The sequence below is a fragment of the Halobellus captivus genome, from assembly GCF_007655485.1.
In the GTDB taxonomy this organism is placed as follows: Archaea; Halobacteriota; Halobacteria; order Halobacteriales; family Haloferacaceae; genus Haloquadratum; species Haloquadratum captivum.
Map to the genome: position 1 here is coordinate 1 of NZ_VJXQ01000005.1, position 14,010 is coordinate 14,010.

At 54.6% G+C, this 14,010-nt stretch carries 14 protein-coding genes; 6 read left to right on the top strand and 8 right to left on the bottom strand.

All coding sequences use genetic code 11. The annotated features are described in order from the left end of the window. From FJT57_RS12740 to FJT57_RS12745, 3 genes are all read left to right on the top strand, one after another. Positions 1-276, top strand: a 276-nt coding sequence (locus FJT57_RS12740) for a helix-turn-helix domain-containing protein (protein WP_203229182.1), incomplete at its 5' end; no start/stop codon positions are given. Positions 277-300: 24 nt separating this feature from the next. After that, positions 301-585 carry a hypothetical protein gene (locus tag FJT57_RS16705; RefSeq protein WP_203229183.1) on the top strand — a complete coding sequence of 95 codons (285 nt, stop codon included), beginning with the start codon at positions 301-303 and terminating at the stop codon, positions 583-585. A gap of 147 nt (positions 586-732) precedes the next feature. After that, on the top strand, positions 733-1,026 hold the full coding sequence (locus FJT57_RS12745; protein WP_144905841.1) for an amphi-Trp domain-containing protein: 294 nt from the start codon (positions 733-735) through the stop codon (positions 1,024-1,026). A 920-nt stretch (positions 1,027-1,946) separates the two neighbouring features. On the opposite strand, the gene FJT57_RS12755 is transcribed toward FJT57_RS12745, so the two are convergent. Beyond that, positions 1,947-2,222, bottom strand: coding sequence for a hypothetical protein (locus FJT57_RS12755; RefSeq protein WP_144905842.1), 276 nt, complete (start codon positions 2,220-2,222; stop codon positions 1,947-1,949). A gap of 441 nt (positions 2,223-2,663) precedes the next feature. Here FJT57_RS12755 and FJT57_RS12760 point away from each other — a divergent pair, with 441 nt between their 5' ends. Continuing rightward, positions 2,664-3,593, top strand: coding sequence for a carbohydrate kinase family protein (locus FJT57_RS12760; protein ID WP_144905845.1), 930 nt, complete (start codon positions 2,664-2,666; stop codon positions 3,591-3,593). On the opposite strand, the gene FJT57_RS12765 is transcribed toward FJT57_RS12760, so the two are convergent. The 4 genes from FJT57_RS12765 to FJT57_RS12780 form a co-directional block, all read right to left on the bottom strand. Continuing rightward, positions 3,587-4,384, bottom strand: coding sequence for a BtpA/SgcQ family protein (locus tag FJT57_RS12765; protein WP_144905847.1), 798 nt, complete (start codon positions 4,382-4,384; stop codon positions 3,587-3,589). The two genes, FJT57_RS12760 and FJT57_RS12765, sit on opposite strands and share 7 nt — an antisense overlap. 344 nt (positions 4,385-4,728) lie before the next feature. Further along, entirely contained in the window at positions 4,729-5,958 is a 1,230-nt protein-coding gene (locus FJT57_RS12770; RefSeq protein ID WP_144905849.1) for a phage integrase SAM-like domain-containing protein, read from the bottom strand. Beyond that, positions 5,955-6,413 carry a hypothetical protein gene (locus FJT57_RS12775; protein WP_144905851.1) on the bottom strand — a complete coding sequence of 153 codons (459 nt, stop codon included), beginning with the start codon at positions 6,411-6,413 and terminating at the stop codon, positions 5,955-5,957. The genes FJT57_RS12770 and FJT57_RS12775 overlap by 4 nt, the downstream gene beginning before the upstream one ends. A 3-nt stretch (positions 6,414-6,416) precedes the next feature. Then, positions 6,417-6,998 (bottom strand): DUF7342 family protein, encoded by a 582-nt coding sequence (locus FJT57_RS12780; protein WP_144905853.1) that lies wholly within the window; start codon positions 6,996-6,998, stop codon positions 6,417-6,419. A 1,033-nt stretch (positions 6,999-8,031) separates the two neighbouring features. On the opposite strand from FJT57_RS12780, the gene FJT57_RS12785 reads away from it, so the two are divergent. Together FJT57_RS12785 and FJT57_RS12790 are read left to right on the top strand one after the other, a co-directional pair. Further along, positions 8,032-9,027, top strand: coding sequence for a ParA family protein (locus FJT57_RS12785; RefSeq protein ID WP_144905855.1), 996 nt, complete (start codon positions 8,032-8,034; stop codon positions 9,025-9,027). Next, the gene (locus FJT57_RS12790) at positions 9,024-9,479 is read left to right on the top strand and encodes an acyl-CoA dehydrogenase (RefSeq protein ID WP_144905857.1); all 456 of its coding nucleotides are present in this window, start codon (positions 9,024-9,026) and stop codon (positions 9,477-9,479) included. Before FJT57_RS12785 ends, FJT57_RS12790 begins: the two co-directional genes overlap by 4 nt. Before the next feature lie 88 nt (positions 9,480-9,567). On the opposite strand, the gene FJT57_RS12795 is transcribed toward FJT57_RS12790, so the two are convergent. From FJT57_RS12795 to FJT57_RS12805, 3 genes are read right to left on the bottom strand one after another with little or no spacing between them, the layout of a single operon-like run. Continuing rightward, the gene (locus tag FJT57_RS12795; protein ID WP_144905859.1) at positions 9,568-10,797 is read right to left on the bottom strand and encodes an ABC transporter permease; all 1,230 of its coding nucleotides are present in this window, start codon (positions 10,795-10,797) and stop codon (positions 9,568-9,570) included. After that, positions 10,797-12,029, bottom strand: a complete 1,233-nt coding sequence (locus FJT57_RS12800; RefSeq protein ID WP_144905861.1) for an ABC transporter permease — start codon at positions 12,027-12,029, stop codon at positions 10,797-10,799. The genes FJT57_RS12795 and FJT57_RS12800 overlap by 1 nt, the downstream gene beginning before the upstream one ends. Beyond that, positions 12,022-12,753, bottom strand: coding sequence for an ABC transporter ATP-binding protein (locus FJT57_RS12805; protein WP_144905863.1), 732 nt, complete (start codon positions 12,751-12,753; stop codon positions 12,022-12,024). The genes FJT57_RS12800 and FJT57_RS12805 overlap by 8 nt, the downstream gene beginning before the upstream one ends. Between the last annotated feature and the right edge of the window lie 1,257 nt (positions 12,754-14,010).

Consider the following 14,010-nt stretch of genomic DNA (forward strand, 5'->3'; position numbering starts at 1 on the left):
CCTGGCTCAATGCTCCAAACTAAACACGACCCTGTCAACCGACTTGGTGAATACGACGCGTACAGGGAACCGTACGTTACAGCCCTCACCGATCGGCAAAGGGAGGTCCTTGAAACTGCACGGGAACTCGGATACTACGAAATTCCTCGACGCACCAGTGTTCGCGAAATCGCTGACGAACTCAGTTGTTCGAAAAGCACCGCTGCAAACCATCTCCGCAAAGCAGAATCTCGACTCGTAGCGCTCTATGAAGACCGGTCACGGCTGTCATACTAATCAGAAGATCTCTGATTTCAATCGATGAGCGGTGATTGGCTCTCGAGTTTTCTGTTTCCCGCTCTCGCGCTCCCGATCGTCGTACCTTCGGCATTTTTCTTTGGCGTCATTGGCTGCCGTTTATCGCCATCATCTTCCACGCTCACCGGGCTTATTATCGACGGCATCGGAGTCATAGCGACGGCTGTCGTATCGTTCCTACTTGTCGGGGGAGTTCTCACCGCTGGAGCTGTGTTTTCACTGAGCAGTGTTGCCCTTCTGGAAGCTGCTGAAATCTTGATCGGACGGTTGGCTGTCAGTTGTAATTAGTTGATTACGCACTATTGGCTGAAGATACTTCCGTTCGTGACTACCATCTGATGTACCTGAGGTATTCCCAGAAGTGGTGACTCTCGCCCATCAAATTGGGTTGGTGAAAGCCCGAGATGTTTTATTGACTGTCGTCGTATCTCTAGTATGGCAAACGATAAACAAGAATCCGATACCGAAGCGGAATCGGAAGACGAGGAGACGGAACGTGAGGGAGAGAGGATACTGAGTCGAGCAGACGCTGCGGGAGTTCTCCGTGAAGTCGCTGATGGTGTCGAGAAGGGACGAATTGACATCGAGGGGGAAAACGGCTTCACGGTGGCAGTTCCAGAACGGGTTGAGCTGGAAGTTGAGTACGAAGTTTCCGAGGACGAGGCCGAATTCGATGTCGAACTTGAATGGCGGATGGAAGCAGGTGAACCGGTATCTGCGGACGAATAATACGGTTGACTGCCTCGATCGAAGCCAATCGTGAGTATTCTTCTCAGAATTGGACCTATGAGTGGTTCAGTCGCGACTCGTCTAGTCCCGCGATCTGTAAGTGGTTCCAGATCGATTCTATCCGTCATTTAATTTTTCACTTGCTCCAGAGCTTCTCAAAATCTGCATGTCACCACTACGGAGCAAAACCTCAAACACTGCATCGCTGATCTGCCGAACAGAGATCGTTCGTACGCGAAATGGGGACGCACGTCAGTTATCCAAGGATGTCGTGAGTTGCTGTTGTGTTTGGAATCCGGTATGGAACCGACCGATAATCTCGGATTGGTGTTCTGGACAGGCAAGAATGCTTACTGCACCGGCACCGACCGGAATAACGGGCTGCCGTAGAGTATGGGGAGCCAGCTGGCAACTCGGACAGCTGATACCCCCGGCGGGGCGATGCTCAACGAGCTCGGCAGTGTCATCTGTCGTGTACCCAACAATGGAGGTAAACTGTGCGAGATGCTCGGTACAGCCGACAACAGGGATTGTGAATTGATCGAGCAGTAAAAATGAGAGGTGCCGATGTTCAGGGGATTGCAGGGCAGCCGTGCAAGCTGTGCAAGGAACTGACGGCGTGTCCACAGGCTCCTGACCTTGTGGAGAGTGAGATTCTCTAGAATCCATCCTGGCTTTCTGCATCCCCCTTCGTCCTCAACGGGGGTAAGTCGTGTGGACTCTATATGTGGCGTCCGAGGTGGTGGGGCGCAGCTTATCGGATGATCTCTCGGGTACCGTCACCATCTCTCAGACGTGTATATGATATTATCTTGGACAAACCCTCAGACGCTTCACTTGGGGCATATGTCCATTTTGGTTCTTTTCCATTCCTTAGCGTGGCTCTGAGGCTATTTTACCAACCGCACAGTACAGGAGATTTAACTGTTGGTTGATGGATAGATAATGATCTTGTTTGAAGTAATATACGTAGGGTGGCCCCAGAATACAGCTGAGACGTGGTTAACGTTGTCTGAAGCTATTATCGTGGAAAGACTGTCAACATCGACTAATTCTTGTAGCGGATTATTCTGCACATCCCGTTCGCTGTCAATCTCCGCAAATCGACTTACAAGTGCCTGAAGTAGAGACTCTCCGTCGCCAATTTGGTACTCATCAAGTGGTTGCTGCTCCCTTTCGTTCAAGAGATTAGGCATCTAACTATGTATTAGAATATTTTGCTAATAAATTGAGGTGACTCTTCACTGGCTTAACCGCGAATTAATAACGGCTATTCTTCGAACGGTCATTATCCAAGCGTCGCTTCGCGGTTGATTCAGCAAATTTTCAGCTCGGCCCGCTCTAAATTGCTCAGTAGAGAGTATGACTTGACCATAACGACTCTTCTTATTTCATCAAAAATAGCCAACTGTCTAGGGCACATCGGATTGAGTACACTAAATTAGTGGTTTTTCAACTTCGCCTCCAGTCCTCGGTAGACGTCGCCAGACCGGCAAAAATATTCCATAGAACGATCCCAGAATGACTGAAATTGCAGACACAATCGATTTCAACGGAACTGAGGTCGGGTGAATACGAGCCCCCTCGCTTTCTCGATTCCTATACGTTCAAAACGGTCGCCTGCGTGGATCGATATAATGCCAGCTCCAGCTGTTGTTACGGTGGGGAGCGCGGTGCTTGACCAGATCTACACGCTTTCAAATTTGCCGGAACCCGACGGTGGGGCGTTTGTCCGCGACCATACGACCGCTGTGGGTGGTGTCGCTGCCAATGTCGCCTCTGGGCTTGCTGGGTTCGGGACGGGAACGGGAATCATCACACGATTTGGTGGTGACTCGGCTTCTGAGATCAAAACCGATCTCAACGCTCGTGGGATCGACTGCACACGGGGTCGAACTGGGTCTGAAGAATCCTCATACACGTTAGTGCTGCGTGGCCCGGACGGCGGTCGAATGATTGTCGCCGGCGGGGAAAGCGTCCCGAACTTACGGCTTGCTGATGCCGATCTTGAGTATCTGAGCGATGCCGAGGTCGTCTTCACCAGTGCCTACGCACCCGATGCGGTGGTCTCAAAGCTCGTGACTGCGCGTGAACGCGGGGTCATTTCGACGCTCGTCTTCGACCTCGCGGGCCCTCTCTCGGAACTCGAAGGCCGCGGGACCGCTCCATCGACCATCGATCGGATCCTTTCGGTCGGTGATCTCTTTGTGGTTGGCACGGTCGCCGCTCGATCATATTTCGGCGGCGAGATCGAGGACGCCGTTGATGCCCTCGCTGAACGATCGGTCTCTCGGGCAGCTGTCACGCAGGGAAATGACGGTGCCATCCTGCTTGAGGGGGATACAGTGACTCCGATCCCGGCCTTTGAGGTGGCTATCGAAGATACGACCGGCGCTGGTGATGCCTTCACTGCGGGCCTCATTCAGACGTGGCTCCTCGAAGAGAGTCCGGCACGTGAAGCAGGGCGGTTTGCCGCCGCGGCAGCGGCCCTCAACTGTACGACGGCACACGCCCGAAAGCAGCTCCCGACTGATTCAGATATCCGAGAGTTTCTTACCAATCACTGAGGGACGGCCTCGATAAGTCGCTTGACCGCCGCTTCATCGACTGGATTGGTCGTCTCGCTCTGTTGTTTGAGCGCCGTCCCGACGATCGCCCCATCTGCGATCGAGAGCAACTCGGGTGCGGTATCGGGTGTCACACCGCTACCGAGCAGCACTGGTGCGTCGATCCCACGTTCGTCCCGGGCCTGGACCACTTGTTCAAGAACGGTGGTATCGACAGCTTCGCCGGTTCCGGCCCCGCTGACAACAACGGCGTCGGCCCTGCCGCGTTCGACCAGCTCACTGACCACTTCCCCGTGGGCGCGTTCGGTAAGCGGCGCCGAATGTTTCACATCGATGTCTGCAAGAATCGTCACGTCAGCATCGAGTTGGTCGCGAAGACGGAGCGTTTCGTGTGCCAATCCCTCGATGAGACCTTGATCAGTTAGCCGAGCTCCGGTATGGACGTTCACGCGAACGAATTCGCCACCCGTTGCAGCGGCGACCCCTAATGCACTTTGGACGTCATTCCGGAGGATATTCACACCAAACGGAACTGACACCTCCTCACGAAGCGTGGCCGCCAGTGCTGTGACGTCCGCAACGACGTGGCGCGGGACTCGGTCCGGATAGAAGGGCGCATCACCAAAGTTTTCGAGCATAATCCCGTCGACACCCCCCGATTCGAGTGCTGTTGCGTCACGGCGTACTCGCTCGCGAAGGGCGCATCGGTCACCATCGAACCCGGGTGCACCCGGAAGCGGCGGTAAATGAACCATCCCAATAACCGGTGTCTCCGTGCTGCAAATATCCATATTTTGCGTGGCGCTCCCAGCGACTTAATCGTACAGATATCCACTCTCTATCGCGTTCCTGCAAACGATGCTCTGCTACTTCTGTCGGGCTGCCGACCTCGCATCGGTGTCGGTGTCGTCAGAAGCGGTTCAGTAGAAGGTAGAAGAGCGAACGCAACGCGCTGTCGCTGACCGTGCCCGTAGAGCGTAGCGGCCGGATAGAGATAACGGCATTCGTGCGATCGCGGTCACGACACCAGGCGTAATGCTCTGTCATCAGGAGTCCGTACCTCGCTGGCGGGAACAGTTCGAACGCATCCAATCACCCGGTGACTGGTTGCTGGGTAATCTCTGTCGTTCACTCCTCATCCATCAATCTCTGAGAGTGCCTCTGTTGCAACATCACCAAGTTCGCCAGCCTCAATGTGGGAGTACCGCTCACGGACCATCCCCTCGGAGTTGTCGAGATAGCGAGCCGCAACAGTATACCCGAACGCGCGGACGAGCACCTCACCCATTCCACGTCGACCTCCGTGCGGAGCAAGGTAATCGTGTTTTGGATGGTCGATGTCGACGTCTGCGGCTTCCGAGAGTCGCTGGAGAATCGACCGGGCACCATCGGTCGTGATCGAGGGGGGTCGAACATCCCTATCGAGCGCCAACAGAAGGTCACGAGCGTACTCGTTACGTCGCTCGTCGATTGCGTTCGGCTGTTCCCCTCGATCGGCCAACCCCTCCTGTACGACCGTCGCCAGCGTCCGCTGGTCGAACGTCGGGAACACTGGCCACCGCTCTGTGGGTGGATCTATCAGATTCCGATAGCTCCGAAGCGGCGAGATCACCGGATCGGGGAGACTCGCCGCGTCCCACTGCTGTTTCTTCCGGTAGACATCCATACTCCCGTCATCGAGTGAAATCTCTCCCCAGCGGACCCCGCGCCGGCGCGGGTCGTTCGGGTCCCGGAGAAATTCCCCAACGCGGACGGCTGTGTACGCGAGGACGAACACGAGGGCGCGGTCACGGGCAGCCTTCAGCGCCTCATAGCGTGCTCGCTGCTTGTCGAGGGGGTCAGTACCCTCCGGGAGTGTCGTGTACGCCTCGATTGCGTCGCGGGCCCGTTCGTCGACGTGGCGGGTGAGCGCGTGGCGCTGCTCGGACGTCCAGGCCTGCTGATCGCCGGGCTTGCGGCCGTCGTCGTCGGGAAGCGGCGCCATCGCGCTCGCCCGCTGAGCGTAGTGCACTTCGAGATAGCCTTCGTTGACACACCACCCGCACCACGCAGAGATATAGCGGTAATAGGTTTGTACAGTGTTCTGTTTGAGTCCACGGTCACCAGCGAGATGCCGGGCGTACTCCCGGAAGACACGTTCGTTGAGGTCCTCAAAGGTGGGATCGCGGTCGACGTCGTCGGGAACGATCCCGGTCCAATCGTCGTCACCGTGGTCACCAGCAGTCCACTCGGCGAACCGATTGAGCTCACGTGCTGCGTTACGTCTGTAATTCCCGCCGTCGCCTCCGCGGCCCTTTCCCTTGTCCTGTAGGTAGCGCTCGAAGGACTCGGTGAGTGACTGATCAGCGCGTTCTCGAGGTGTCATAGTTCCTCGTTCGCGTACTGGTAGGTCGGACGGACGTCCTCAAGGAGCTCTTCGACGAGTTCCCAGAGAATCAGGGAGGGAGTCCCGTGTTCGAATGTGATCCCCCAGCGGTCCTCCGTATCGGCGACAGAGTACTGGAAATGCGTCCGTCCCAGATCGGGATGGTCTTCGTCCTGGTGCCAGCCAGCGTGAAAGCCCGTGTTCGGGTCGGTGTAATTGATACGGAACCAATCGTGTGGGTCCTGCCGATACCACTTGACGGTCAGTTCCGGTGAATCGGGGCCTGTCGGGGGATCCAGGCGGGCCGGATCGAAAGTTGCCCGCAGCTGCTTTGCCTCGATATCGTCAGGAACGTACTCGACGGCCGTGATCTGTGGAACACGGTCGAGGACGTCTCGCTTCAGCTGGGCGTAGAGGTTCGCGTTCGGATCACCACCTGGATGTGGGACCGACATCCGTTAGCTGCTGGCCTCAGCGGGCTCTGTCGTCGGCGCGAGGAAGTCCCATTCGCGGATTGCGAAGCCGACGATCTGGATACGCCGTTGAAGGTGCTCCCACTCACGGGCGATCTCACGACGCCGATCTTCCTCATCAGCGTCAAGCGACTCGTCAGCGAGCATCCCGCGAAGCTGGTTCGGTGACTCGACACAGAATTCGTCCTCCCAGTCGCGAATCTGCGTCTTCATATCAGCGAGACGGTCCGTGAGCTCCTCGACAGTGTGCCCGCTGTCTCGAAGACGCATCGCCTCCTGCATCGCTTGGCGGCGGTAATCAGGGTAGTACGTCGTGTGAGTACCGCTTTCGTCACGATGGAGGATGCCATCGTCGACGAGGCGTTCGAGGACGCGCTTAGTTGGTTCGTGTGACCAGCCCGCTTCGGAAGCGATCCAATTGACCGTCTTTGGCTCCGACAGCTGCCGAGCAACCATCCGCACGCGGTCTTCACCCGTGGTCTGGCGTTCCATCAGGCCCTTGGAGTTCGATTCATCTTCGGTCATACTACACCGTTCGAGCTTTATCTTAATATAGGTTGAGGTCATTAGTTCTATATCGAATATTGCCGTTCGCCATCGCTTCAATCTTAGCTGTGGAGCGCAGGAGCGAACTCGAACCCCATTCTCGACGGCACTCCCCGGGGAAAGCGCCGTCGTGAGGTGGTTGCAGCATTCGTGCTTCACCGACGGCGGCGGGGTACTTCAAACTGGTCGTGATTATTAGGGTAATCAGGACCAGAAAACAAAGTTGATATATTGGCCAATTTCCGGTTATAGTGGTCTTGTACGCTAGGTTTCCATTGAGTAGCTCTTTTTTTAAACTATATTATGCTATATGAAATTCTATCTCTGGTGGGAATTGAGACTACAGCAGTATAGCGGGGCTAACGCGTTGTTTTGGACAAATTGAAGGCCAGAAGATGCTTCAATTAGCCTTCATCGAAGTGTCTCATTTTCCACGTCCATTCGACGGGTTTCCTACGCCGGTAAGTGGTGTTGTCATTCAGGAATTAGCTTTTGTGGTGGCTGCTTCGCTGTCCAATTTCAGTTCCGTTTCGGCAGTCTCATCCATATTGTCTGCCGTCACAATCGACGTATCGTTCTACTCGCTAGTCATTTGACCTGCACAACCAAACCCACCAGTCACCAGAGTGAGAACAGGAGTTACTTCAACGCAGGACAAAGTGAAACAACTAGCGACTGACCTCCTTTGAACTCATCGTTGTCATATTTCGTTGGTCGATTTGTAGACACTCTTGATTCTCCAGCTGTCATCGTAGTCAGTGGGGTTCCCGTTCTCTCCAGCAGTCACAACACCGGAGATCAGCAATAAGTGTATCTCGATCATCTGTGAGTTATATCTGCACCATATGCCACATACTATTGTAACAGGGATATGTGCCCGATATACAGAACAGACAGTAGATACTGATATAAGTAACAAGTATACGTTGCAGACATCAGTTATAGAATTTAGTTACAGAGATATACTACAGACAGAAGTCTGTAACGTATGTCACAAACTGCTGTAAATAACGTCTGACACAGATTTATACTCTAGCAGAGATTACGGGCGCGTATGATCACTGCAGTAGTCTACTCCGAATCGGGAGGGACATACAAAACAACAATGACGGCTAATATTGCCGTCGCGTTGGAGCGGATGGGGCAAAATACACTCGTACTGGATTTAGATCCGCAAGAAGGGAATTTAACCAGTCTCTTCGATGTGGGATCGAACCGAAGTAATCCCGATGCGGATAATTTAGTGAAACACATCCTAGATATGCCTGATGGTGAGTTTTCAAATCTCATCGAAACAACCGCAGAAGGGGTCGATATCATTCCAAGTCACGATATGCTCGGTGACTTCACATCAAATCTAGAACAGAAAATCTCGTACGAAACGGGAATGCAGAATATGAGTCGTGAGGAGTATCCCCGATTCGAGTTGCTCTATGACCTTCTGTGGAACAAACAGCAACTTCAGAAACAGTACGATGCAATCCTTATCGATCCGAACGCCCGTGCTGAGGATCTTCTATATAATGCAATTTATGCATTACGCACCCTCATTGCCCCAGTTAAACCGGCAGGAAAAGGCAATCTGAGCTTGGAGGGCCTCGAAGAACTCGTTGGAAATATGGAATCCCAGTTAGATATCGAGGTCGGCTTATCTTGTGTTGTCCCTTCCGGCGTCGGACAAACTAACGCGCACCAGCAATACCAACAACAGTTCCAAGATACGGAGGCATTCGCCACACCGGTTACAATCGGAAACCGCGAGAGTTTGATGGACGCGATGTGGGAAGCACGAGGCTCTGCTTTCAAAGTCGTTGAGGAACGGTGGAAGACTTTCGAGCAGGAGGGTGAAATGAGGAGCGAACCTGGACACCGACGTATCCGAGACAGAGAAGTTGAAACACTTCGAGATCTGTATACCCTTGCTCACTTCATCGCAACGGAGACCTTTGACGCGGACGTAGCACCTGTTCTCGAACTGAATATCCAAGATTCTGAACCGATTAGAATCGATCTTACAGAAGGGACTCAAACGGAGGTGACTACAGTATGAGTAATTTCAAATCAGGATCTGGAAACCTCAATTTCGGTGAGGATGATGGTGACAAGCAGGATGATCCATCTCAAAGTGCCAACTCACATACACCGACCGGGTCTGATTCAGTCACCAAATCACCGGACGCACCTGAATCAGAGACATCCGCACCAGTCACACAAGATTCGTCAGAACAGTCTGATAACCAAGAAGATCCCGCTACAGAGACGTATCCCTATTTTGTTCGACGGAGTAACGTCGGTGACGAGCGTGATACACGTCTGGAGATCCACGTCCGAGATGAAGTCGCTACGCAAGAGGCACAATTCCGAACTGCCCTTGCCGAGCATCTTGATACGGACGAAGTTTCAAAAACCGATGCACGGGAATTTGCCTTACTCGCTGCGTTCGAGAACCCAGAATCGGTTGCGGAATTAATGCGAGACGAGGGCTTCGGGATGTTCGATTAATCATCCGGTGGCCTACCCCCTGCTGTGCCTGTTGTTGTATCCTAAAGAGTCGCTACCGGTTCGACTGGAGCGTAGTTGCAGGACATCATCACTGGAGCTGTTCGAGCGGTGAGACGCGAGACACCCGCCACCCAGCGACAAATGCCCCACCGATCCCGATGAGGAACGCACAGACGATCCCGGAAAGCAAGATCCACGGTTGGACGCTTACAACATTCTCGAACCCCACGATCGTTTCGGCAACGATATTCAAGACGCGGATCGCTGGGACGGTCACTGCCGCCCCGAGGATGCCTCCCACGAAACTGAGGAGGATTGCCTGCGTTCCGACCACCCCGACTAGTGTCGATGCTGCCGCACCCTGGGCGCGAAGCGCTGCGAGGATCCGTCGTTGCTGATAGACCAACGAGAGGAGGAGATTTGTCGTGAGCGTAATACCAGCGAGGGCGGCGAAGACAACGAGACTGCCACCGGCAGCAAGCAGTACCGCTTGTCGCTCGAGCGTCGCCTGTAACTGCTCGCGGTTGGTCCGGACGTCATATTCCGGGTACGCTGCCTGAATTTCCGCTTCCACCTGGCTAAGATCTGCATCATCATCGACGTCGACAGTGATCATCGTTGCTCTGTCGTTTGCCGTCTGGCCAGTGATCGTTTGGAGCTCGCTCAGGTGCAACACGACAGTAGGCGTACCGAGGAATTGCGAGAACGTCGGTGAGATACCGACAATTCGGAACTCGTTATTCTGCGCGCTCCCGATAGAGCCGCCAAGATACAGTGTATCGTTGACCCCAACGTCATAGCGTTCGGCAGTCTGCGGTGAAATCACCACTTCGTGACTCATCGGGCCATCGTATGAACCGCCAGCATAGTGCTGATCTTGGGATGAGAACGACTCTCCTTGAGTAATCCGTACGGATCCACCTCTTGCAGGTGCACCTGTTCCGATGAGCGTATCGAACTCGGACCCGTTCGGAGAGACGTATACCGTCTGGAAGGCCAACGGTACCGCAGTGGTAACATCATCTCGCTGTCCGATCTCCGCCGAGATTTGGTGGGCGTCGTAGACCGTATTCTCGAAGCCGCCGACGGAACCCGGAGCAAGCTGGACCGGGCCTCCCGTAATCCAGAGATCTCGCCCGGATTGGTCAAACTTCTCCTCACCAGTTTCAATCACGCCGAGGCCAACGCTTCCGAGCAGCGTCATCGACAACACGGCGAGACAGATTCCGAGGACAGCCAAGACAGTCCGGCCACGGTCGTGCCGCAGCTGCTGGACAGCGATGCCGACTACCGCACGAAATTTTGAGAGTAACAACATCAGCCGAGCACCTCCAACACATCGGTCCGACGGGTGAGCCAGACGGGGTAAATTGAGGCCGCCGCGGCAATGACCACTGCGACAGCACCCGCTGTCAATACGAGTACGGGGTCAAATATGGCCACCGACTGTACACCGAGATAACGCGTCGCGAGCGCGTTCGTCGCAGCGATTCCGGTGAGTCCCAATCCGACGCCTACGAAGGTGCCGATCCCTGTCAAAATGAACGTCTCGGCCACGACGAGGAACGCCTGCGAGCGCATCCGGTAGCCGATCGCCGAGAGTACGGCCAGCCGCTGACGATCGGCGTGTAACTCCAGTCCCATCATCGTCGCGACAAAGAGTGTTCCGACAACGACAGCCGTCAGGACGGCGGTCAACGCGACGGCAACCGGCAGACTCGACGTCGAGACGCTTTGCTCGGCGAACCCGCCCTTCGAGACTACCGTCGACTGCGGGTAGAGCGATTCGAGCTCGGGCCTGACGTCGGACGACTTCGTACTCACGAGAATCTGATCGGCAGGATCGCCATCAGTCGCACCGGTAATGGCTTGCAGTTCGCTCTGGTGAAGAACGACGATCGGGAGCGGGCCAGCTCCGGTATTGTAGCTTCCCGTTGAAATGTTCTCAACGTGGAGCGACCGGTTCGAGTCCTGCCGGGGCATCGTGAGCGAATCTCCGACTTCGGCCGATAGCAACTCTGCGGCCGGTTCGCTCGCGACGATTTCCCCCGTCCACCGTCCGTCGTAGGTTCCGTTCGCGTAGAAGGGATCACCTGGCGTCAGCGCTCCCGTCGAGACGCCGAGGACCTCACGGTCTCCACCGTCAGGGACAACGCCTGCGACGATAATATACTCGGAAGTGTCTGATGCAGGGGCCCGTAACTGAACGACACGGAGCAAAACGGGGGTTGCATAGTCGATCTGTGGGTTCGTATTAAGCTCGGCAGTTATGTCGTGGGTTCCCCCCAGCTGTGGCCCATCGACGGATACAGCGATGGAGGACGCCGTCCGATCCTCTGGAACGATCCAGTAATCGACGTTGTCGCCTTGGATGGCTGACTGAGAGGCGAGCCCGAGGGCGACGCCCCCAACGGTGACCATCAGCATAATAGCGATCGCAACACCGAGAACGCTCACCGCAAGTTGTTTGCCTTCTCCACGTCGGAATCGACCGACAAGCCGACCGACTGCGATGCCGAGGAGACCGATGTATCGATGGCGGCTATCCATCGCTCACGAGTCGTCCATCGTGGAGTCGGATCACCCGATCTGTCCGTTCGAGAACGCGCTCGTCGTGGGAAGCTACGACGACAGCACGATCGCTGCTGCTCGCACTGAGCGCGTTGATGATCTGTTCGCCAGTCTCGGTGTCGAGTTCACCAGTGGGCTCATCAGCGATCAGTACCTCCGGATCCGTCACGAGCGCTCGAGCGATAGCGACGCGTTGTTGTTCACCACCGCTCAGCTCTCCCGGTTTGTGCGTCGTGCGATCCTCGAGACCGACTTGGTCAAGCAGCGCCGTTGCCTTCTCACGTCGCGTCGATCTTCCGATACCGTACTCGACGAGCGGGAGGGCGACGTTGGCCCGAGCGGAAATCGACGGCAGCAGATAGAAATGTTGGAAGACGATACCGACGTGTTCGAGTCGGAGTCGCGCGCGACGTTGTTCTGAGAGGCCGATGGTAGACGTCCCCGCCAACGTCACGTCCCCGTCTGTCGGCGTGTCGAGTCCGGCGAGAAGATGCAGTAGGGTTGACTTACCGCTTCCACTGGGTCCCGCGATGCCGACGAACTCGCCGGGACAAATGTCGACCGACACCGAGTCGAGCGCGGTCACAGTCGGCCGCGGTTGGTTCGCGAATTTAGATTTGGATCCCCGAATGTACTGCCGCGTCACGTCCCGGCAGGTGACGACGGGGGGCTGGTCGGAGGGCGGCTGGGCGGCCTGTGCCATCGTGTATTCTGAGTGTTCCGTTGGATCTATTTAAATCCTATCTCGATATAGTATTTAAATTAATTATCGATATAGATAATTGGAATACTGATAGATGATGAAATGGTGTAAAACTGCAGTATACGGGCTGAAATGGGTATTGAAGTTATATAAGCACTCATCGAGGACATCATATTTGACCCTAATTATCAACCTGAAGATTTGTCGGTAATCCAGGAGTATGGTGGTATGAGTTGATCCAATTACTCCGAGTTCCACGTGCGACCACAGGATCACCGAATCGTTCGGTAGCCACCAGAAATTCGGGCAGGATCACTAGTTAGGGACTGTATAACTGCATATTAGGATGTGATTACCTACCAATTTTTTCCACCAGATCCACAGAGGTGGCACACTTTTCTCATCCGGAGTACCCGGTGAATTAAATACGAAGTATTATAAACAAGTCAATGATTATACGAATTATGAGCGGCATAACCATTAGTGGGGGGACTTTTACAGGAATTTTCCTGGTAGTCCTAGTCCTGCTTTCCCCGATTGGGAACGCAGCGACGATCGCATCGCCAGCATCAGCCGCAGTTGATTCGGGGTCCGCAGAGCAATCGGACCTTGACGCTGATGGTGCAATTCAACAAGAGATCGACTGGGAGAATGAAGACAATGTGTTTGGAGCCTCAGACAATACTTCCATTTGGGGTCCCGGAGTGAACGCGCTTCGAACTAGCTCAGAACCAGTTCATTCTTCGGGTAATATTGTCACAACTGTTGATTCTCTTGGGTTCAATGCACCACTAAACAAACCAGAGATCAAGTTCTACTCCGCAGGCGAGGAGGTTCAACTTGATTTTAACCCTTCCACTTACCCTGATAACACAGATCTCGAGGAGGTACAACTAGTCACTGCTCGTGTTGAATCGGGTTCCGAAATCCCACGTTCAATGAGCGGCCTCTCCTCCTTTTTGCAAGATAATTCCTCTGCTAATTATAGCGTCACATCGCAGACCACCTCTTCCTTCGTTACCGTTGATGGACTCTCATTTACCCCTGAACAATCGGGCCAATATGTGGTCTTTCTTGCTGATCCAGAAGCTGGTGCAAGCGGATTCACTGCGACTGACGGAGATCTGAGCCAAGACGGGAACGTCACATTGCTCGGGATGGACACAGTGATGGTACAAAAAGATCTATCAGATGTTACACCACCAGCAGACGGATCAACCGGAAGTGATGTGACATTCAATGTGAATGCGGGTAATC